General features: G+C 71.5%; 17 protein-coding genes. 5 read left to right on the forward strand and 12 right to left on the reverse strand.

Features of this window, described 5'->3' with window-relative positions:
• The first annotated feature begins 19 nt into the window (after positions 1–19).
• Positions 20–400: a GntR family transcriptional regulator gene (locus ACZ6JY_RS18325; protein ID WP_469197026.1), complete on the forward strand. Its 381-nt coding sequence runs from the start codon at positions 20–22 to the stop codon at positions 398–400.
• 7 nt (positions 401–407) lie between these two features.
• Here the strand turns inward: ACZ6JY_RS18325 and ACZ6JY_RS18330 are convergent, their stop codons facing one another.
• Positions 408–1,499: a DUF5925 domain-containing protein gene (locus ACZ6JY_RS18330; protein WP_469197027.1), complete on the reverse strand. Its 1,092-nt coding sequence runs from the start codon at positions 1,497–1,499 to the stop codon at positions 408–410.
• 151 nt (positions 1,500–1,650) lie between these two features.
• On the opposite strand from ACZ6JY_RS18330, the gene ACZ6JY_RS18335 reads away from it, so the two are divergent.
• Complete coding sequence (locus tag ACZ6JY_RS18335; protein ID WP_469197028.1) at positions 1,651–3,069, forward strand: GH39 family glycosyl hydrolase; 1,419 nt, start codon at positions 1,651–1,653, stop codon at positions 3,067–3,069.
• A gap of 23 nt (positions 3,070–3,092) precedes the next feature.
• Here the strand turns inward: ACZ6JY_RS18335 and ACZ6JY_RS18340 are convergent, their stop codons facing one another.
• From ACZ6JY_RS18340 to ACZ6JY_RS18365, 6 genes are all read right to left on the reverse strand, one after another.
• Positions 3,093–6,911, reverse strand: coding sequence for a lipopolysaccharide biosynthesis protein (locus tag ACZ6JY_RS18340; protein ID WP_469197029.1), 3,819 nt, complete (start codon positions 6,909–6,911; stop codon positions 3,093–3,095).
• Positions 6,904–7,710 carry a polysaccharide deacetylase family protein gene (locus ACZ6JY_RS18345; protein WP_469197030.1) on the reverse strand — a complete coding sequence of 269 codons (807 nt, stop codon included), beginning with the start codon at positions 7,708–7,710 and terminating at the stop codon, positions 6,904–6,906. Before ACZ6JY_RS18345 ends, ACZ6JY_RS18340 begins: the two co-directional genes overlap by 8 nt.
• Positions 7,707–8,753, reverse strand: coding sequence for a glycosyltransferase family 2 protein (locus ACZ6JY_RS18350; RefSeq protein ID WP_469197031.1), 1,047 nt, complete (start codon positions 8,751–8,753; stop codon positions 7,707–7,709). The genes ACZ6JY_RS18345 and ACZ6JY_RS18350 overlap by 4 nt, the downstream gene beginning before the upstream one ends.
• A complete protein-coding gene (locus ACZ6JY_RS18355) occupies positions 8,750–9,583 on the reverse strand; it encodes a glycosyltransferase family 2 protein (RefSeq protein ID WP_469197032.1) in 834 nt (277 codons plus the stop codon). Before ACZ6JY_RS18355 ends, ACZ6JY_RS18350 begins: the two co-directional genes overlap by 4 nt.
• A 362-nt stretch (positions 9,584–9,945) precedes the next feature.
• Positions 9,946–11,046: a GNAT family N-acetyltransferase gene (locus tag ACZ6JY_RS18360; RefSeq protein WP_469197033.1), complete on the reverse strand. Its 1,101-nt coding sequence runs from the start codon at positions 11,044–11,046 to the stop codon at positions 9,946–9,948.
• A 1-nt stretch (position 11,047) separates the two neighbouring features.
• Complete coding sequence (locus tag ACZ6JY_RS18365) at positions 11,048–11,473, reverse strand: hypothetical protein (protein WP_469197034.1); 426 nt, start codon at positions 11,471–11,473, stop codon at positions 11,048–11,050.
• 234 nt (positions 11,474–11,707) lie between these two features.
• Between ACZ6JY_RS18365 and ACZ6JY_RS18370 the strand changes: the two genes are divergently transcribed.
• Positions 11,708–12,526, forward strand: coding sequence for an SGNH/GDSL hydrolase family protein (locus ACZ6JY_RS18370; RefSeq protein ID WP_469197035.1), 819 nt, complete (start codon positions 11,708–11,710; stop codon positions 12,524–12,526).
• On the opposite strand, the gene ACZ6JY_RS18375 is transcribed toward ACZ6JY_RS18370, so the two are convergent.
• On the reverse strand, positions 12,510–14,147 hold the full coding sequence (locus ACZ6JY_RS18375; protein WP_469197339.1) for a serine/threonine-protein kinase: 1,638 nt from the start codon (positions 14,145–14,147) through the stop codon (positions 12,510–12,512). The two genes, ACZ6JY_RS18370 and ACZ6JY_RS18375, sit on opposite strands and share 17 nt — an antisense overlap.
• A 306-nt stretch (positions 14,148–14,453) precedes the next feature.
• Here ACZ6JY_RS18375 and ACZ6JY_RS18380 point away from each other — a divergent pair, with 306 nt between their 5' ends.
• Complete coding sequence (locus tag ACZ6JY_RS18380; RefSeq protein ID WP_447036488.1) at positions 14,454–14,723, forward strand: hypothetical protein; 270 nt, start codon at positions 14,454–14,456, stop codon at positions 14,721–14,723.
• Between the two features lie 179 nt (positions 14,724–14,902).
• Here the strand turns inward: ACZ6JY_RS18380 and ACZ6JY_RS18385 are convergent, their stop codons facing one another.
• Both ACZ6JY_RS18385 and ACZ6JY_RS18390 read right to left on the reverse strand, forming a co-directional pair.
• Positions 14,903–15,679, reverse strand: a complete 777-nt coding sequence (locus ACZ6JY_RS18385; RefSeq protein ID WP_469197036.1) for an ABC transporter permease — start codon at positions 15,677–15,679, stop codon at positions 14,903–14,905.
• Positions 15,680–15,726: 47 nt separating this feature from the next.
• Positions 15,727–16,659 carry an ATP-binding cassette domain-containing protein gene (locus tag ACZ6JY_RS18390; protein WP_469197037.1) on the reverse strand — a complete coding sequence of 311 codons (933 nt, stop codon included), beginning with the start codon at positions 16,657–16,659 and terminating at the stop codon, positions 15,727–15,729.
• 62 nt (positions 16,660–16,721) lie between these two features.
• On the opposite strand from ACZ6JY_RS18390, the gene ACZ6JY_RS18395 reads away from it, so the two are divergent.
• A complete protein-coding gene (locus ACZ6JY_RS18395; protein WP_469197038.1) occupies positions 16,722–17,432 on the forward strand; it encodes a TetR/AcrR family transcriptional regulator in 711 nt (236 codons plus the stop codon).
• 64 nt (positions 17,433–17,496) lie between these two features.
• On the opposite strand, the gene ACZ6JY_RS18400 is transcribed toward ACZ6JY_RS18395, so the two are convergent.
• Complete coding sequence (locus tag ACZ6JY_RS18400) at positions 17,497–18,705, reverse strand: type ISP restriction/modification enzyme (protein ID WP_469197039.1); 1,209 nt, start codon at positions 18,703–18,705, stop codon at positions 17,497–17,499.
• 15 nt (positions 18,706–18,720) lie between these two features.
• Positions 18,721–19,470 (reverse strand): GntR family transcriptional regulator, encoded by a 750-nt coding sequence (locus ACZ6JY_RS18405; RefSeq protein ID WP_447036483.1) that lies wholly within the window; start codon positions 19,468–19,470, stop codon positions 18,721–18,723.
• Between the last annotated feature and the right edge of the window lie 39 nt (positions 19,471–19,509).

Consider the following 19,509-nt stretch of genomic DNA (forward strand, 5'->3'; position numbering starts at 1 on the left):
GTGCGGGACAATCGCTTCCGTGACTTTGAAGATCGACATCGACGGGGGCGCGAGCGCAGCGCCGTACGAGCAGGTGCGGGCCCAGATCGCCGGGCAGGCACGGTCGGGGGCGCTGCCGGTCGGCTACAAACTGCCCACGGTGCGGGGCCTCGCCCAGGAGCTGGGGCTCGCGGCCAACACCGTGGCCAAGGCCTACCGGAGCCTGGAGGCCGACGGGGTCGTCGAGACCCGGGGACGGAACGGCACGTTCGTCGCCGCCGCGGGGGACGCCGCCGCGCGGGAGGCGTCCACCGCGGCCCAGGCGTTCGCCGAGCGGGCCCGGCGGCTCGGCCTCGGCGAGGAGGACGCGCTCGCCGCCGTACGGGAGGCCCTGCGGGCGGCGTACGGAGCCCCGCGGTAGCCCGCCGCTACAGGTAGAGACCCGAGTCCGCGCCCTCCCGCTGGCCTGGCACCGAGGTCGGTGCCGTGCCGCGCCGCAGCGCGTACAGCTCCGCGAGGGTGGCCCCTTCGCGGCCCACGCCCTCGTCCGTGCCGAGCCACTCCACCGCCTCGGGGCGGGTCAGCGCGCCCACCTCGATGCGGGCCAGACAGCGGCCGGGGCGGACCACGGCGGGGTGCAGCCGCTCCAGGTCCTCGTTGGTCGTGACGCCGACCAGGACGTTGCGGCCCTGGCCGAGGAGACCGTCGGTGAGGTTGAGCAGCCGGGAGAGTGCCTGGCCCGCCGTGTGCTTCGCCTCGCCCCTGATCAGCTCGTCGCAGTCCTCCAGGAGCAGCAGCCGCCAGCGGCCCTTCGCCGTGCCGTCGTCCTCGCCGATCGCGATGTCCATCAGATAGCCGACGTCACTGAAGAGCCGCTCCGGGTCGAGGACGCAGTCCACCTGGCACCAGTCGCGCCAGGAGCGGGCGAGCGTCCGCAGCGCCGACGTCTTGCCCGTGCCCGGCGGGCCGTGCAGGAGCAGCAGGCGGCCCGCTATGTCCTCGGGGGCCGTCTTCATCAGCTTGTCCATGGCGTCGGCGACCGGCGCGGTGTAGTTGGGCCGCACCTCCTCCCACGTGCCGGCCGAGATCTGCCGGGACGTGCGGTACGGGCCGCGCCGCGGCGAGACGTACCAGAACCCCATGCTCACGTTCTCCGGCTGCGGCTCGGGTTCGTCCTGCGCGCCGTCCGTCGCCTGCTTCAGGACCTTCTCCGCGAGCTCCTGGCTGGTCGCCGTCACCGTGACGTCGGCGCCGCGGTTCCAGCGGGAGACCAGCAGGGTCCAGCCACCGCCCTCGGCGAGCGTCGCGCTGCGGTCGTCGTCGCGGGCGGACCGCAGGATCTCGGCCCCCGGGGGCAGCAGCGTCGAACCGGACTTGACGCGATCGATGGTGACGCTGTGCGAGAAGGGCTGCTCACCCGTCGTGAAGCGGCCGAGGAACAGCGCGTCCACGACATCCGACGGGGAGTCGCTGTCATCGACGTTCAGCCGGATCGGCAGGGCGTCGTGAAGGTTGGCCATGCCGACATGATCCGGCACGGACGCCTCTCCTTGCACCCGGTTTCCGCCGCGTGTTCCCCCGCCCCCCGAGTGGAGACCGGTGCCGCGCCCGTTACAGAGCTGTGTCCGGAACCTGTCCCGCCATCCGGGTACGCCGATACGCTTGTCGCTGATGGGACGTCATGGGTGGGTTTCTACAGCACTGCGGTGGAGGCTCACCGCACTGCTCGGCATTGGTGCGGCCGCTCTGGCCCTGGTCATCACTCTGGTCAACACGCTGCCCGGCGACGGCAGCACCGCGGGCACCACTCCCGACGGCGACAAGGTGCACGGCACGCCCGCCGTCCCTCCCGACAGCACGGGATCGGCCGTGGGCTGGGGCTTCACCCACACCCAGTACAGCGCCGACCAGGGCGAGGACAAGGCGGTCGACCGCGTCCGCGCCGAGCTCGCGGACCAGCGGCGGCCCGTCCCGCAGATCCAGCACATCATGGGCTGGGGCGCGGGCAACCCGGAACCGGTCGAGGGGCGCTACGACTTCTCCGAGATGGACCGCCGCATCGACTTCGTCCGGGAGAGCGAGGGCGTCCCCGTCGTCACGCTGTGCTGCGCCCCGGACTGGATGAAGGGCGGCAAGCCGGGCGCGGACAGCACCGACTGGAGCCGGCAGGCCCTGGAGACCGCGCCGGACCGCGAGCACTACGACGACTTCGCGAAGCTCGCCGCGACCGTCGCCAAGCGCTACCCGGACGTACGTCACTTCATCGTCTGGAACGAGTTCAAGGGCTTCTGGAACAACGAGGAGGGCCGCTGGGACCACGAGGGGTACACCGAGCTGTACAACCGCGTCTACCAGGAGCTCAAGAAGGTCGACAAGGACATCATGGTGGGCGGCCCCTACCTCGTGATGGACAGCGTCCACCCGCGCCAGACCACGGACGCCTCGCAGGTCAAAGGCGCCTGGGGCCGCCTGGACCAGCGCGTCCTCGACGCCTTCGAGTACTGGAACAAGCACAAGAAGGGCGCGGACTTCGTCGTCGTCGACGGCTCCAGCTACACCGCGGACGACGAGATGCTGCCCGACGAGTTCAAGGCCACCGAAAAGTTCACGGCCGTGGGCAAGTGGGTCCGCAAGCGCACCGGAAACCTGCCCCTGTGGTGGGCCGAGTACTACGTGGAGCCCGGCGACAGCAAGGACAACCGCGACGACTGGTCCGAGCCGCACCGCGTCGCCGTCCAGGCGTCCGGCCTGATGGGCATGGCCAAGGGCGGCGCCACCAGCGGCTTCTACTGGAACCCGCAGAAGAGGGGCGCCTCGTGCGCGGGCTGTCTGTGGACGCCCACCCAGCGCGCGGACGGCGGCACCGGACTGCCCATGCTGGAGCTCATCGAGCGGTTCGGCGCGGAGTTCGGGCCCGGCACCAGCTTCCGGAAGGTGGCGGTCGCCGCCGACGACCGGCCCAACGTCCGCGTCCTCGCCGACGACAAGGCCGTCCTCGTGGTCAACACCCTGGACCGCGCCATCAGCGCGAAGGTCGACGGCGAGCGGTTCGACATGGCCGGGTACGAGGTGAAGTGGCTCGAACGCTGAGCCGCTCCACCTCGTACCCGGGCTTACGCCATCGTCACGAACCGCTGGATCAGCGAGGCGAGCAGCACCGCGAGGAGCGGCAGCGAGAACCAGAAGCTGCTCTGGAGCCACCGCTGCTGCCGCACGCTCGGCGCCGCCGCGACCCGCACCATCTCGCGCGCCGAGAGCAGCAGCGCGAGCGCCACGAAGGCGAGCGCCCCCACGACCGACCACGGCGTCCACGTCACCTTCGGCCCGACCGGCCCCGGGTCGGCCGCCGCGGCCTCGCCGTCCGGCTGCCCGCGCATGCCGTAGATGGTCGCGTCGTCGTTGGTGAGGACCTTCTTCAGCTCCTTGCGCTCGTCCAGGTGCTGGATGAGCCGCGGCTGCCACGACGTGGAGTAGCCCGCGTCGAGCTCCAGGTAGGTCGTCTGGCTGCGGTTGATCATCAGGTACGAGTTGGGGCCCGCGTCCTTGAGCGCCTTCACCAGGCCGGAGACCAGGACCGGATCGGCGGGCGCGAGCGTGGGAACGTACTCCACCTTCTCCATGTCACGGGCGCCCCACGGCATGGCGGGAGTGACGTTGTTGACCGTGTCGTTGCTCATCCACAGCAGCCGTACCGTCGGGTCGTCGTGCGCGTACACGTACTCCATGGCCGCGACCTCGCCGGGGCGGATCCGCTCGAAGGGCTCGTTGCCCCAGCGTGCCACCAGGAAGCCGCCCATCAGGACGAGCCCGGCCATCAGCGCGGCCAGCGGCGCGAGGCTCACCCGGTCGCGGTCCCGCTCATCCGCCGTCAGGCCCGCCCTGGGGAAGAGCGCGAGCCCGGCGAGCAGGGCCGCGCCCGGCAGCGCGAACATGAAGACACGCAGCGCCATCTCGCCGCCGTAGGACTGCATGCCGAAGCCGAGGAACGGCACGAAGGTGAGGACGAGGAGCGAGCGCTCGCTGTACTTGTAGAAGCGCCGCCGCCACCAGCCCCAGCAGGCGAACGCCACCACGCCGCCGGCCATCGCCACGCGCGCGTACAGCACGAGCTGGTGCGTGGAACTGCCGCCCTCGATGCGTCCGGAGACCGACGAGGACACATTGCCGCCGACGCCCCCGACTCCGCCGAACAGCTCGTCGAAGTGCCCCGACCAGTACGGCTCGGCGAGGAAGCCGAGCCAGACGACGACGATCACACCGAAGAGCACCGGCAGGCCGCGCAGCTCCGAGCGGCCGACGAGGACGAGCACGGTGAGGACGCCGAGCATCACGAACGGCGTGAGCTGGTGCGCGGCGACCGACGCGACGAAGAGAGCGATGAGGACCAGGAGCAGTACGGCGCGCTCGGAGCGGCCCGTCGGCTCGACCTCCAGCTCGCCCGGGCGCCGCTTGGTCCACAGCACGCGCGGGGCGCGGAACCAGACCATGAGTACGGCGATGAAGGCGAGGTAGAGCAGGTACGTGAAGCCCTGCGGGGAGAAGTAGTCCTGGCCGACCCAGCCGCTCAGGACGAAGATCCACAGCCCCGCCCACTTGGCGCGCCAGGCCGCCCGCATCGAGCGTACGAGCAGGAACAGCGGGGCCAGGTACAGCAGTTGGATGACTGTCGGCCACCAGCGGATGACCTCGGTCATGTCCGAGACGCCGCACGCCTTCGCGACGAACGTGGCCGCGGCGAAGAAGCCCGGCCAGCTCCAGCGCGCGTCGAGGTCGGGCACGGCGGTGCCGGTCCTGTCGATGTACTCCATGAAGCCCAGGTGCTGCCAGGCCGTGGCGAACCGCGGTTCGGTCTCGATGACCGCGGGCAGCGCGTGCAGCGACACCACCGTGGCGAGCAGCGTCAGCAGGAGCAGGCTTCTGATCGGCCGGTCCATCCAGAGCAGCACGGCGAAGACGACGATCAGCAGGGCGGCGCCGAGCAGCGTCGCCTTCGGCAGCACGGAGATCAGGCCGAGCCCGCCCATGTCCTCCAGGTCCGCGTCGCCCATGCCGAGCACGGGAACCCAGTACAGGGCGAGCGCGAGGGCCAGGAGCAGCGCCATGACCAGGACGTGTCGGCGGCGCGCACGCGGGGGAGCGCCGTCCTCGGCGGGCGTGGGCGTCTCTTCGGGGAGAGGTTCCTCCAGGGGCGGCTCCTCGATGAGCGGCTCTTCGAGGGGCGGTTCCTCCACGGGCGGCTTCTCGTCCCCGGCGGCCGGGGTTCTCAGCGCCCACGTGGGCCGGTGGTCCATGTCGTCCCCCTCGCTCTCCGCGGGCGTTTCCGGTGGTGCCGCCGTGCCGGCGGCGGGTGTGCCCGGGCCCGGCCGCACGTCGGGCCTGCGCTCCGGGTGGTCGAAGTCCAGTTGTACGGCGAGATGCAGCGTGTCCGAGTCCAGCGACTCCCGCAGCGCCCACGCGGGCCCGTGGCGCTCCTTGCCGTCGGCCGGGGCGGGGCGGCGCATCTGCACCGTCGGGGCGTCGCGGGTCCCGAGGTCGGCGAGATCCCCGTCAGCGGCCGGGCCCGCGGCGGGCCGGTCCGCGGGTGCGGCGCGCGTCACGCGGTACAGCTTGGGCGCGGCGATCGCCACGATCACCGCGAGGCTGGAGATCTCCGCGATGCCCGCCCCGGTCAGGCCCATCCGCGGCAGCAGGAGCAGCGTGAGGCCGAGGACCAGGACGCAGAGCAGACCTTGCAGCCAGGCGATCCCGGAGGTCTTGCTCTGTGCGCGCTGCACCGCGAAGTACGTCTCCATGACGACCCGCAGGAGCGCCCCCACGGCGAACCAGCGCAGCAGCGGAGTGGCGGCGTCCGCGTACGCCTGGCCGAACATGCTCAGGACGAACGGCGCCGCCACGAAGAGGATGCCGCACACCGGCAGCATGATCATCGCCATCCGGCGCAGCGCGGCGCGGGTGTTGGCGGCGAGCAGCGCCGGGTCGTGCGCGCCCTCGACGGTCAGCGAGGCACCCATGTTGATGGCGAGGAGGTTGACGGTGCCGCCGATGGTGGTGGTGATGTAGAAGTACGCGTTGTCGACCGAGCTGACCTGCGAGGCGACGATGACGGGGACGAGATAGACGACGGCGAGCGAGAAGAGCGAGCCGGTGTAGTCGCCGGCCAGGAAACGGCCGATCTCGCGCAGGGTGGGCGGCTTCGCCTTGCCGTCGGTGGCCTTCACATGGCGCGGCACGAGGCGCCGGAAGACCAGCCAGCCCAGCGGGATCACCGACACCGCGATCGAGGCGACCCAGGAGACGAAGACGCCCGCGGTGGGGATGGCCGCGGCCATGACGATGAGCAGCCCCAGCTTGGCGACCGAGAAGACGGTGTTGCCGACCGGTACCCACAGCGCGTTGCGCAGCCCGGTGAGCACGCCGTCCTGGAGGGTGAGCACCGACCAGGCGACGACGGCGAGCACGAACCCGACGCCGTGCACAGGACCGTGCAGGAAGCGGTAAGAGGGGCCCCACAGGTCCAGCGTGAGCAGGAAGACCACCGCGGCGAGCGCCACGGCCACCGAACTCCCCGCGTACGTACGGAAGATCAGTCTGCCCGTGGCGCGGCCCGCGATGGGGATGAACCGCGCCAGGGCGCCGGTCAGCGTCACGGCGGTGAGGCCCGCGAGGAGCTTCATCGCCGCGATCGCGGCCGAGCCCTGGCCGACCGCCGACTCCGAGTAGTAGCGGGCGGCGGCCAGCCAGAAGCCGACGCCGAGCACGCCCGAGATGCCCGTGTTGAGCATCAGGGCGTAGGCGTTGCGGAACAGCGGACTGCCGCCGTCCGTGCCCGGCAGGCGCATTCTGCGCGGCCTGCCGGACTTGCCGGACGGCGGCTGTTCGCCGCCGCTCGCGGAGCCGGCGACGCCGGATTTGGCGGTGGTCGTGTCAGACACGGGTACGGATTGCCTTCCGGCGGACCTGTCGGGCTCTGCGGATCATGGCGTACCCCTTGGTGAGGGTGCGGTCCCTGGCGAAATTGCGGACCATCGCGCGGCCTTCCACGAGCCGCTCGAACTCCTCGGTCCCGGTGGAGCGTCGCACGGTGACCCGCCGCATCGCGTACGGGCCCTGGGAGCGGCGGGCCAGGGAGTTGCCGACGGCGAGCGACTGGGCGAAGCCCGCCTCCCGCACACTGGTGCGCACCCGGCGGCTCGAATAGCCGTACGGGTAGGCGAACGAGGCGGGCCGGGTGCCCAGCTCGTCGGCGACGATGTCCCGGCAGCGCAGGAGCTCCGCGCGCAGTTCGGCGTCGGGGAGCTGGTCGAGTTCGGGATGGGTGTGGCTGTGGCCGCCGATCTCGGTGCCCGCGGCGGCCAGTTCGCGCACCTGGTCCCAGTCGAGCATGAGGTCGAGGCCGCCGCCGGTGTCGTGGGCGCCGCGCAGCCAGCCGGTGGAGACGAAGAGGGTGGAGGCGAAGCCGTGCTTGGCCAGCGCGGGCAGCGCGTACCGGTGGACGCCCTCGTAACCGTCGTCGAAGGTGATCAGGACGGGGCGCTCGGGCAGGGGCCGTCCGGAGCGCCAGGCCGCCGCGAGCCGGGCGGTCGTGAGCGGTGTGAAGCCCCGCTCACCGAGCACCTCCATCTGGTGGGCGAACGCGTCGGGCGACACCGAGAGATCGTGCGTCGCCTCGTTCGGCGCCCGCGCCACCGAGTGGTACATCAGGATCGGCACGGGCTCTGGCTCCGGACTCATGCTGCGGCCCCCTCACCGGCCGTGCCTTCCCTGTCCCCGCTCCCCGGCTTCCCCGCGGTGCCGACGGCGCCCTCGGGGATCTCCACCACGGAGAACGTGGCGCCTCCGCGGCGGGCGCGGAGGCTGCCGAGGGCGTAGCCCCCGGCGGCGGTGACGACCCCGGCCACGATGGCGCCCGCCCGTCCCGCGCCGCCTGGCCGCCCGAGCACGGCGTCCCGCAGGCCGCGGGCGACCCCGGCCGGCAGGACGCGCGTGGTGTAGCGCCGCTCGGACTCCAGGCCCTTGGCGGCGCCGACGCTCCGGGCGACCAGGGCCTTGGAGAGGCCTTCGGCGTAGGTGCGGGTGCGGAAGTAGCGGAACCGTTCCCGCGCGGCGGGCACCCGGTGGTGGATCACCGAGCGGTCGTCGATGAGCAGGACCGCGTCCGGTTCGGCGCGGGTGAGGCGGATGCAGAACTCCGTCTCCTCGCAGCCGAGCGGCCGTTTGTCGCCGTCACGTCCGATGCCGGTCGCGAAGCCGCCTGCGACGTCGAAGGCGGAGCGCCGGAACGCGGCGTTCCCCCCGAGGACGTTGCGCACGCGGACCCGCCCCGGGGCCAGCCCCTTGTACGTACAGCCGACGACCCAGTCGAACTCCTCGGGGAACCAGACGGGCCGCCGCCTGGACTCCCACAGCGGCATGGTGCGCCCGCCGACGGCGAGGACCCGCGGGTCCTCGAACCCCTCGGCGAAGTGGCGCAGCCAGTCCCGCTCGGCGACGGCGTCGTCGTCGAGGAAGGCGATGAAGGAGCCGCGCGATGCCGCGATGCCGGTGTTGCGTCCCGCCGAGAGGCCGCGCGGACCCGCGTTGGCGAGCACCCGCACTCCCTCGGTCTCCTTGTACTCCCCGGCCAGCCGCTCCAGGAGCGTGGCGTTGTGATCGACCACGAGAAGGGTTTCCAGGGCAGGCAGTGACTGCGCGCCCACCGAGGAGACCGCCGCGAGGATGTCCTCCCAGCGGTCCTCGGTGTACACGCAGATCACCACGGAGATCTCCGTGCTCAAGACACCTCTCCCCGGCCGGTGCGGAAGGGGAGGCCACGGGCGGCCTTGGGCCGCGGACCGCGCTTGGGGCGGTTCGAGCGCTCGTTCAGTATCACCTTCAGTACGCGTATTCCGTCGCGGACGGCACGGAGGTTGCTGGCGCCGTGGATCCGGAGGTACTCGTGGCTGGGAATCTCCTGGACCTTGAGGCCGGCCTTCACGACCCTGATGTTCATCAGGGTCTCCACCTCGAAGCCGGTGCAGTCGATCTCGATCTTGTCCAGGCAGTGCCGCCAGAACGCGTTGTATCCGTAGCACAAGTCGGTGTAACGAGCCCCGAACTTGGCGTTGACGACGGAGCACAGCACATGGTTGCCGAGCTTGCGTATGGGCGTCATGTCGTCCGTGCCGCCGCCGTTGGCGAACCGGGAGCCCTTGGCGAAGTCCGCGCCCGAGACGAGGGCGGAGACGTACGAGACGATCTCCTGGCCGTCGGCCGAGCCGTCGGCGTCGACCATCACGATGATGTCGCCCGTGCACGCGGCGAAGCCGGTGATCAGGGCGTCGCCCTTGCCCTTGCCGAGCTGGCGGACCACCTTCACGTCCGGCCACAGCTCACGGGCGACGGCCACGGTGTCATCGGTGGAGTTCCCGTCCACGAGAACGACCTCGTGGATCCAGTCGGGCAGCGTCTTGAATACGTAGGGCAGATTCTCCGCTTCGTTCATGGCGGGAATCACCACGCTCACCGGCGGAGTGATCGCCAAGTGAGTGGAGATCGGCCGGTAGTCGCGCGAGATCTCGTCTAACGGGTCTTGCCCGGCATCTGCCGGGCGCACAAAAGAAGTCATGAGTCCGGTGGTCCCTCTCGTCCGGTGGACGGCCCGCCCCCGGGCAGTCCGGTAATTGATCCGGTTCGAAAGGGGGGTTCTCACACGAGCATGACGAAATAGATCTCCGTGCATGCCGAATGAGCTGGCATTGCGCGGGACGTGACCCGGGCATGGAGCGATCGCCGGGCACGGCACCCCCCTACCGCGCCCCGCACCGGAACCATCGCGATCTCGAGCCCTCCCCTAGATCGCATTGCGTGATGGACCGTTGCGGGTGAATGTACGACGGTATTGATGATTGAGACTGTATGGCAAGACCTGGAACGTGGCCTCACGTTTTTCATGATTTGAGTGATCTATGCGATCACATTCGGACTGCTCTATTCCTTGCTGTGCGATCGGATTTTACCCATCCGCTTGAGCAGCTTGTCGGCCGGAACAAACAATTCTGGCCTGGACAGAACGGTATTGCGCAGTGCCCTGACAGGTGCCCGTCGCACCGTGTGTCCGAATGCCACCGGGTGACGCAGTGCCACCCTGCCCTCGAAGACGTCGAGTTCGCGTGTCTTGAGGGAGTCCTTGTACTCCTTCTGGCCGCGGCCGAGATCGAGGTACGCGATGCCGTCGGCGGCGGCCGCCTCCGCCATGCGCAGATGCAGCACCAGGCCGGGCGAGTACTTCGAGAACGCCGGGTCGTACGCCGGGAACCAGCACGCGAGTACGCGCTCGCTGCGCAGCCCGAAGTGCGCCGCGACCGGGACGTCCGCCGCGTAGAGCACCGACAGGATCCCGGCGAAGGAGTCGCTCCGGGAGTGGAAGAGGCGGTGCACGAGCTGGGTGATCCACGGGTGCGCGAAGCGGTCGCTGCGGCCCGTCCTGCGGTACTGGGCCGACTTCCACCCCATCAGGGCGGCCAGGGCCCGCGGATCGCGCTCGTCGTGCACGTAGCGCACGGGGCCGTGGTCGCGGCCGAGCTTGCGCTCCTTGGCCAGCGTGGTCCGCGTGAACTTCGGGGAGCGCTCCCGCAGTTGGCCGAGATAGACCTCGTACCCGTGATCAATGTCCATGACGGGGGACGGGAAGGCGCCGCGCACGCTCGCCTCGAACGGCCGCTGGCCGCTCACGAGGTGATCGAACTCCCAGACCGCGAGTCCGCAGGCCCGCAGCAGCTCCCTGGCGTCCCAGTCGAAGCCCGGCCGGTGCACGAGACCCTGGCAGTCCGAGACGCCCAGGCCGACGGCGCGGCCGACGCCCGTGACGGTCCGCTGGAAGGGGAAGAACGCGGCGGGGCCGCCGGCGTCACGCGCGACCGCGATCCGCACCCCGCGCCGCTCGTGCCCCATGGACAGGGCGAACTCGGGGGACAGGAAGGGGTTGGCCAGCTCCGGCGAGCCGTTGAGGTGTGCCTTGGACTGAAGGGCGGTCCACGCCGCGCGGTCGGCGGCGGTCAGCTCACCGGGACGGTGCACGGTTATGTCCACGTCAGGAAGTCCACCTTCTCGCCAGACGGCCGCGCAGCCGCCTCGCCTCGGGGAGCACCAGGGCGAGGGCGCTCAGGACGGTCACGGCGACGACACCGCCGCGCACCGACCAGATGTGCAGCGCCAGCATGACCTGCGCCACGAGCATGTTGACGGCGAAGGACCCGGCCACGGCGGCCACGGTCCTGCCCCACGGTTCGAGTGCCCGCAGCGCGGTGGCGATCGCCGCGCCCGGCGCGGCGATCAGGAAGAACAGCGTGAAGGGGCCGCGCAGCGGTGAGTCGAGGCCGACGAGCGCGAGCATCGCGCCGACACCGCCCACGGCGACGGCCGCTCCCGCGATCAGCGGCAGCAGGTCCCGCGCCCGGTCCTCCGCGGACGGCCGCGGCGCGCCCGTTGTCGGCGCCTTGCTCCTGATGGTCTGCATTGGCGACTTCGCCCCCCGACGCGCCGGATGCCGGGCTTCAATGTGGCGCAGCGTCAGGCGAGCCGTCAAGACGCCGAGGGGAGGTGCGGATGTTCCTCGCCACGCCGGTGTGACGGGAGGTGAACTACGCGCGTGCGCAGGGGAATTAACGATGAAGTTATTGACATGCACACTATCGACAAGCGGAACGGCGTGCTACCACAGGGGAGCGGAAATCCTGCTAAGGGAGGCTCCATGAGATTGTCCCGAATCACGGCATACATGTCCTCGCTCCTCCTCGCGATCGCCTTCACCCTCACCGGGGCGGCGGCGGCTCACGCGGCTCCGTCCGCCGACAACCAGGCGGCCACCGGCTATGTGGCGCTCGGTGACTCGTACTCGTCCGGCGTCGGCGCCGGCAGCTACGACAGCGGAAGCGGCGCCTGCAAGCGCAGCACCAAGGCCTACCCCGCCCTCTGGGCAGCCGCGCATTCACCCTCCAGCTTCAACTTCACGGCGTGCTCGGGCGCTCGTACGGGTGATGTTCTCTCCGGTCAGCTCGGCCCGCTCGGCTCCGGCACCGGCCTCGTCTCCATCTCCGTCGGCGGCAACGACGCGGGCTTCGCCGACGTCATGATGACCTGTGTCCTGCAGTCCGAGAGCAGCTGCCTGGCGCGCATCGACCAGGCCCGCTCGTACGTCGACTCCACACTCCCCGGCAACCTCGACAAGGTGTACTCGGCGATCAGCGCCAAGGCTCCCGCCGCCCATGTGGTGGTCCTCGGCTACCCCCGCTTCTACAAGCTCAGCGGAAGCTGTGCGGCCGGCCTCTCCGAGCGTGAGCGCGCCGCCATCAACGGCGCCGCGGACCACCTCAACACCGCCACCGCCAAGCGCGCCGCCGACCACGGCTTCACCTTCGGCGACGTCACGGGCACCTTCAGCGGGCACGAGATCTGCTCCAGCAGCCCCTGGCTGCACAGCCTGAACATCCTCAACATCGGTGAGTCCTACCACCCCAAGGCCGCCGGACAGTCCGGTGGCTACCTCCCCGTCTTCACCTCGGCCGCCTGACCTCATCGGGCCGCGCGTACGCGTTCGGCGTGTAGGAGGCCCCGTCCGTCGGGGTCTCCTCCCCGTCCTCGCACGTCACCGAGTACTCCACGGAGTTCGAGGTCGCGGCGGCGGGGCCGCGCACCTGCACGTGGACCGAGTTCGTCCAGGTGTCCGACCCGGTTCCGTACCCCGTCTCCGTGTGGTCGACCTGCCGCGTCTTGGCGCCGCCCGAGGAGAACGGCAGCGTCTTCCACCCCGGGTCGCTCGACTGCCCGGACCTGGTGACCCAGCGGTACTGCACATCGGCAGGAACACGCCCCACCGTGAAGGTGGCCGTGAACGACGGCGCCTGGCCCGCCGCCGGGGGACAGGCGCCCTCGTACCGGGTACGGGCGCCGTCGACCCGCACCTTCACGCTCTGCGCCGGTGCGGTGGTCTTCCCGCCGTCGCCGCCGTTCCCTCCGCTGCCGCCGTTCGTCGAGCCGCCGTCGTCACCGCCGCCGTCCGATGAGCCGTCGCCGTCGGACGAGCCGCTGCCGGACGAGCCGTTCGACCCCTCCGACGAGCCGCCGCCCTCGCTCTTGCCGCCGCCGGACCCGCCGCCGTCGGTGCTGCCGGACGAGCTGCCTCCGTTGTTCCCACCGCCGTCGTCGTCGCGGCCCAGCAGGGCGTACGCGATCCCGCCGACCGTCAGGGCCAGCACCACGAGCCCCGCGACGAGCAGGACGAGCGCGCGGCGCCCGCGGTCCGCGTCGGCCGTGCCCGACTCCCGGGTGACGGGCTGCGATGACGTGCCGGGCAGCGGGGCGGGGGGCGGCGGCGGTCCGAACCGTTGCCCGCTCGTGACGGTCGGCTGGTGGGTGAGGGCGGTGTCGGGGAACGGCCTGCCGCCCGCGGCGACGAGCCGCAGGTCGCGCTCGGCGTCGGCGGCGGACATCCGCTCGGCCGGGTCCTTGCGCAGCAGCCCCTCGATGACCGGGGCGAGCGGTCCCGCGTTGCGCGCGGGCGGCAACTGCTCGTCCACCACCGCCCGCAGCGTGCTCAGCGGGGTGTCCTGGCGGAAGGGCGTGCTGCCCTCCACGGCCGCGTAGAGCAGCACGCCGAGCGACCACAGGTCGGACGCGGGGCCGGGGCGCTGCCCCAGCGCGCGCTCGGGGGCGAGGAACTCGGGGGAGCCGACGACCTCTCCGGTCATCGTCAGCGCCGAGCTGCCCTCCACCATGGCGATGCCGAAGTCGGTGAGGACGACGCGGCCGTCGTTGGCGATCAGGACGTTGCCCGGTTTGACGTCACGGTGCAGGACCCCGGCGTCGTGGGCGGCGCGCAGGGCCGCGAGCACCTCGGCGCCGACGCGGGCGGCGCGCTGCGGGGGCAGGGCGCCCTCCGCGTCGAGCACGTCGGACAGCGAGAGGCCCCGCACGAGCTCCATGACGATCCAGGGGCGGCCCTCCTCCATCGCCACGTCGTAGACGGTCACGACGTTGCGGTGCGGGATACGGGCGGCGGCCCAGGCCTCCCGTTCGAGGCGGGCGTAGAGCCGGTCGACCTCGCTCGCCGGGAGCCCGGCGGGCGCGCGCACCTCCTTGACGGCGACCTCACGGCCGAGCACTTCGTCACGGGCCTGCCACACGGTGCCCATGCCGCCCTCGCCCAGCGGCGACAGGAGCCGGTACCGCCCGGCGATCACGCGCTCTGGCTGGCTCACGGGGCGCCCCCATCCGCAACGGTGCGTTTCTCCACAAAAGTAGCGACGTGAGATAGCCCACGTCGACCCGTCCGCTACGCCATATGTCCAACTCGCCCTGGAATCAGTCAGATTCAGAGGCTAATTGTCAACCTCCTTACGGGGAAGGTGAATCCTGCCACCGGGATACACGGGTGTCGCGATGGGGCGATAGGGTTAACTTGCCCTGGGCCGGGTGCCCTCGTACGGGTGGGGAGTGACATGGAACAGATAACGGTGCGCAGCAGGGCGCGTGTCCCTGCGATCACGTGTGGGAGCAGTGCGACCAGCTCGCGCCTCGACCGCCATCTCTCGGTGCTGGGCGGCCCTGCCGTTCCGCAGCGCGAGTCGCACGAGGCGACGCTGCTGATGCGTGAGCTGACTTCACGTGACGCCGCGCACGCCCGTAGCAGCAGGGGTGTTCGAGTGAGGCATGTCTCGCTCTTCGCGCCACTGCGCAGGCTGCGGCGCTCGCTTTTCGGCGGACGCTGAGCACGGGTGGTCCCCGGGACTGAGCCGCCGCTCCGCGGCGGATCTTTCCCACCCACCCGCTCCCCCTCGTCCCCCGTCCACGTCCTCACCCACGCCACACCCGCATCTCCCGCCACGCCCCGTACCCCCGGAACGCCCCGTCATCCGCCGTCGGCTGACGTCTCGTCACCCGCCGGTTCTCACCCGCGCGCGTACCGGCGCACGGCCGTCGGCACGCACAGCGCCAGCAGAACAAGACACCACGCGATCGAGCCCGCCACGGGGTGAGCGACCGGCCAGGCCGCATCCGTCGGAACGGAAGCGTTGCCGAAGAGGTCGCGGATCGCCGTCGCCACCGCGCTGATCGGATTCCATTCGGCGAGCGTCCTCAGCCAGCCGGGCATGTCGTCCGTCGGGATGTAGGCGTTCGACAGCAGCGGCAGGATGAACGTCGCGCCGCCCAACTGCCCCGCCGCCTCCTCGCTCCGCGACACGAGTCCGAGCAGGATGCCGATCCACGTCGCCGTGAACCGGAAGAGCAGCAGCAGGCCGAAGGCGCCGACCGCGGCGAGCACGCCGCCCTCGATCCGCCACCCCATCGCCAGGCCGACGAGCATCAGCGGCACAAGACCCACCGCCGTGGTGACCAGATCGGCCGCGGCCTGCCCGAGCGGTACCGCGGCACGGCTCACCGGCAGCGTCCGCAGCCGGTCCATCACTCCTCGGTGGGAATCCTGGGCGGCGGTGAACATCCCGGTCATGATGCCGTTGGCGGCGGTCGCGACGAGCATGCCCGGCACCAGGTAGGCGCGGTAGTCGGAGCCCGGCATCGCGAGGGCGCTGCCGAAGACGTAGCCGAAGAAGAGCAGGAAGACGATGGGCATCGTCTGGGTCATGACCAGGATGGCGGGAGCGTGCCGGACGCGCCGCAGATGCCGGCCGAGCATGGCGGAGCCGTCGTAGAGGATGGCGCTCATGGGGAGACCTCCGGAGTCGGGGGAAGAGGGGTGGGCGGGCGCGCGGTTCACGGGACCAGGCGCAGGAAGACGTCGTCGAGCGTCGGGGCCCGCAGACTCACGTCCAGGAGCGGCACCCCCGCGGCGTCCAGCTCCCGGACCAGGCGGGGCAGCGTGAGGGCCGGGTCCAGGGAGAGCGCGCCGACCGTCCGCCGCTCCGTGTCCAGGACCGGCTCGGCGCCGGTCAACTGGTCGAGCACCAGCGCCGCGGCGGGCACGGCCGCGGCCTCCGTGACGACGACCTCCGCGTAACTCCCCATCCGCGCCTTCAGCTCGGCGGGCGTGCCGCAGTGGGCCGCGCGCCCGCCGTCGATCAGCACCACCTCGTCGGCGAGCTGATCCGCCTCTTCCAAATACTGCGTGGTCAGGAGCACTGTCGTGCCCTCGCCCGCCAGCTTGCGCACGGTGTCCCAGATGCCGTTCCTGCTGTGCGGGTCGAGGCCCGTGGTCGGCTCGTCGAGGAAGAGCACGGCCGGCGGCACGATCAGGCTCGCCGCGAGGTCGAGGCGGCGCCGCATGCCGCCGGAGTACGTGCGCGCGGGCCGCTCCGCCGCGTCGGTGAGCCCGAACCGCTCCAGGAGTTCGTCGGCCCGCGCGCGGGGCGCCCTCAGTAGCCGGGCGAAGAGCCGCAGGTTCTCGCGGCCGGTCAGATCGCCGTCGACCGAGGCGTACTGCCCGGTGACCCCGATGCGGCGGCGCACGGCGGCCGGGTCGCGCACCACGTCGTGGCCCGCGACCCGCACCGTCCCCGCGTCCGGCGCGAGGAGCGTGGTCAGCACCCGGACCGCGGTCGTCTTGCCCGCGCCGTTGGGGCCGAGGAGTCCGCACACGCTCCCCTCGGCGACGGCGAGGTCAAGGCCGCGCAGCGCGTGGACGGCCGAGCCGCCGGAGCCGAAGCGCTTCTCCAGCCCTTCACTAAGTACGGCGTACGTAGAAGTCATGCCGTCACCGTACCCCACTACGTACGCTGTACGTAACTACTATGGGAGCGAGGTGATGATCAATGGCGGGCCGAGCGGCCGAACCGGAAGTGATCTGGGCGCGCCCCGAGCGTGCGGGCCGTGGCCCGAGGCCCGCGTACAGCAGGGCGGACATCGCGGCGGCGGCGGTCCGCATCGCCGACGCGGACGGCATCGACGCGGTGTCCATGCGGCGCGTGGCGGGCGAGCTGGGCTGCGGCACGATGTCGCTGTACAACTACGTGCCGCGCAAGGAAGACCTGTACGAACTGATGGTCGACGCGGTCAGCGGTGAGTACGAGCTGTCCGGGACGGCCGTGGGCGGCGACTGGTACGCGGAGATGCTCGGCCTCGGCCGGCAGACCCGGGACATCCTGCGCCGCCACCCCTGGGTGACGCGCGTGATGTCGACGGTCTACGGATCGAGCCCCAACGCCCTGCGCTACCTGGAGCACTGCCTCGGGGTCCTGGACGGCCTCGACGCGCCCCAGGGCACGAAGATGGAGCTCATCGCGATGGTCAACGGCACGGCGATGACCACGGTGGCCAACGAGATCGCCATGGCCGAACGCGCGAGGGGCCTGCCGTGGTCCGAGGAGCAGGAGCAGCGGATCCGCTCGGCCTATCTGCTCGGGCAGCTCGCGGATGGCGCGTATCCGCGGCTCGCGAGGATGGTGGCGGAGGGGCCGGCGCCGGGCGACCCGGACGAGAGCTACGAGCGTGCGCTGCGCCGGCTCCTGGATTCCTTCCGCTGAGGCTCGGATTCAGTGCGGCTCGGACCGCTGAGGCTCAGGCCGCCGAGGCTCGGCTCGCTGAGGCTCAGAGCAGGGCGAACTGGCCGTCGGGGCCCTCTTCGCGGTGGTCGAGGACGGAGGCGGGGCGGCGCGCGGTGTCCGGGACGGGCAGGACGCCCGCCCGGCGCAGGTCGTCCACGGTGACGAGGGAGCTGTCGATCGCCCTCAGCTCGGCCTGTCGCGGCGCCAGTTCCGCCAACAAGGCCAGGACGGTGATGAGTTCGAGCAGCTCCGACGTCCAGGCCTGCGGCCACGTCCGGGGGCGGATCGCCGCCAGTGACCCCGGCTCCGCCTCCGCCTCGGCCGTGCGCGCGGTGAACCAGCGCTCGATCACCCGCACCCCGCTCACCTCGGACTCCCACGCCTCCTTCGGCACCGGCGAGACGACACCCTCGTCGCCGACCCGCAGGACCTGCTCATCGGCGTCGTACGACAGTGAACCGGGGTTCGCGGGCAGGGGCGCGCGGACATAGGGCCTGCGCCCGCCGGGCAGCTTCGGGCGCTCGCCGTCGCCGCGCAGATGCAGCCGCAGCAGCCGCTCGCCCAGGTCGGTGCCGCGCGCCCAGACGCCGGGGTCGCGGGTGAGCGGCACCCGGCAGCCGGCCGCCGAACCCGTCCCCGTGGCGAGGACGTAGGCGAGCAGCGACCGTGCGGTGACCTCGTGGCCGAGGAGCTTCGACAGGTGTTCGGCGAGGCCCGGCGTCAGGTTGGGCTCGACGGCTCCGGGGCGGCGGAAGAGCGGCCGGATGCGCCCGGGGCGCCCGGCGGGGGAGCGCCCGTCCGGCAGCACGGCCGAGGCGAGGACCGCGGGTCCGGCCGCGCCGGGTACGTAACCCTGTTCGACGGCGAAGAGCTGGCCCTCGCCCGCGACCCGCCACAGTTCGGGGCGGGCCACGTCCAGGAGGCGGTGGTCGGGGATCAGCCACTGCTCGTCGAAGGGACCGTGCAGGACGCGCACCGGTTCGGGGCAGGGGCCCGACTCCCTGGCCAGGCGGCCGGTTCCGCCGGAGTGGCCGGGGAGCTGGGCGACCGCGGTGTGCAGGGTGCGGGAGCGCGTGGGCCGGAACAGCGCCTCGCGGTCCTGGCCCGCCGCGCGGACGAACGTGTCCCAGCGGGCCCTCAGGGATGCGGCGTCGGGTCCCATCGGCCACCCGCGGCCCGGCCGGAGCGGTGCGACGGACCACGGCATGAGGTCCGCGAGCAGCGGCGCTTCGTCATGCGTCACGCCCGGCATCGTAACCCCCTGTGTCTACGTGGCCTCCAGCGTGACCGAGAAGGAGAAGCGGTCGCCGCGGTAGTGGATGCGGGCCACGTCGAGGGCCCGTCCTTCCTCGTCGTAGGTGACGCCGGTGTAGTGCAGGATCGGGCTGAGCAGCGGGACTTGCAGCAGTCGGGCGGTCTCCGGGTCGGCGAGGGTGGCCTCGACGGTGTCGGTGATCCGGCTGATCTTCACGCCCACCACATCGCGCAGCACCTTCGTCATCGGCCAGCGCGCGAGATCGTCGAGGTCGATGCGGGCGGCGAGTTCGGGGCGCACGAAGTTGCGGGCGTGGTTCGTCGGCTCGCCCGTCTTCTCGTCGCTGCGCAGCCGGTGGTACGTGGCCACCTCGCCGGAGTCGGGGAAGTACGCGGCGAGTTCGGCGGTCGGCGGTGCCGAGCCGTGGTCGAGCAGCTCGGTGGTCATGCCCGACTGCTGGGCCACGATGGCGTCGACCGAGCCGAGCAGGCGGACGGGGGTGCCGCGCCGGGCGCTGGGTTCGATGAAGGTGCCGCGCCGCCGGTGGCGGGTGATGAGCCCCTCGTCCTCCAGCTCCTTGAGCGCCTGCCGCATGGTCAGCACGCTCACCCCGTAATGCCCCGCCAACTGCTCCTCCGTGGGCAGCCGGAGCGGGGCATCGGGGGTGCGGCCGAGTATCGAGGCGCGCAGGGACTGCGACACCTGGTACCAGAGCGGCAGCTTTCGATTCAGGACGATCGAGTCCGGGGCGAAAGCGGTCACGGTCTCTCCGAATCGGTTGCGACCTGCACATCTTCGAAC

Source organism: Streptomyces sp. NPDC046335 (genome assembly GCF_055587985.1).

What these genes read in the sequence shown, in the direction of transcription:
- ACZ6JY_RS18330 (WP_469197027.1), bottom strand. Translation starts at nt 1,499, where the DNA reads ATGGCCAACCTTCACGACGCCCTGCCGATCCGGCTGAACGTCGATGAC.
- ACZ6JY_RS18390 (WP_469197037.1), bottom strand. Translation starts at nt 16,659, where the DNA reads ATGACTTCTACGTACGCCGTACTTAGTGAAGGGCTGGAGAAGCGCTTC.
- ACZ6JY_RS18355 (WP_469197032.1), bottom strand. Translation starts at nt 9,583, where the DNA reads ATGACTTCTTTTGTGCGCCCGGCAGATGCCGGGCAAGACCCGTTAGAC.
- ACZ6JY_RS18370 (WP_469197035.1), top strand. Translation starts at nt 11,708, where the DNA reads ATGAGATTGTCCCGAATCACGGCATACATGTCCTCGCTCCTCCTCGCG.
- ACZ6JY_RS18365 (WP_469197034.1), bottom strand. Translation starts at nt 11,473, where the DNA reads ATGCAGACCATCAGGAGCAAGGCGCCGACAACGGGCGCGCCGCGGCCG.
- ACZ6JY_RS18395 (WP_469197038.1), top strand. Translation starts at nt 16,722, where the DNA reads ATGGCGGGCCGAGCGGCCGAACCGGAAGTGATCTGGGCGCGCCCCGAG.
- ACZ6JY_RS18380 (WP_447036488.1), top strand. Translation starts at nt 14,454, where the DNA reads ATGGAACAGATAACGGTGCGCAGCAGGGCGCGTGTCCCTGCGATCACG.
- ACZ6JY_RS18335 (WP_469197028.1), top strand. Translation starts at nt 1,651, where the DNA reads ATGGGACGTCATGGGTGGGTTTCTACAGCACTGCGGTGGAGGCTCACC.
- ACZ6JY_RS18375 (WP_469197339.1), bottom strand. Translation starts at nt 14,147, where the DNA reads ATGGGCACCGTGTGGCAGGCCCGTGACGAAGTGCTCGGCCGTGAGGTC.
- ACZ6JY_RS18345 (WP_469197030.1), bottom strand. Translation starts at nt 7,710, where the DNA reads ATGAGTCCGGAGCCAGAGCCCGTGCCGATCCTGATGTACCACTCGGTG.
- ACZ6JY_RS18385 (WP_469197036.1), bottom strand. Translation starts at nt 15,679, where the DNA reads ATGAGCGCCATCCTCTACGACGGCTCCGCCATGCTCGGCCGGCATCTG.
- ACZ6JY_RS18400 (WP_469197039.1), bottom strand. Translation starts at nt 18,705, where the DNA reads ATGCCGGGCGTGACGCATGACGAAGCGCCGCTGCTCGCGGACCTCATG.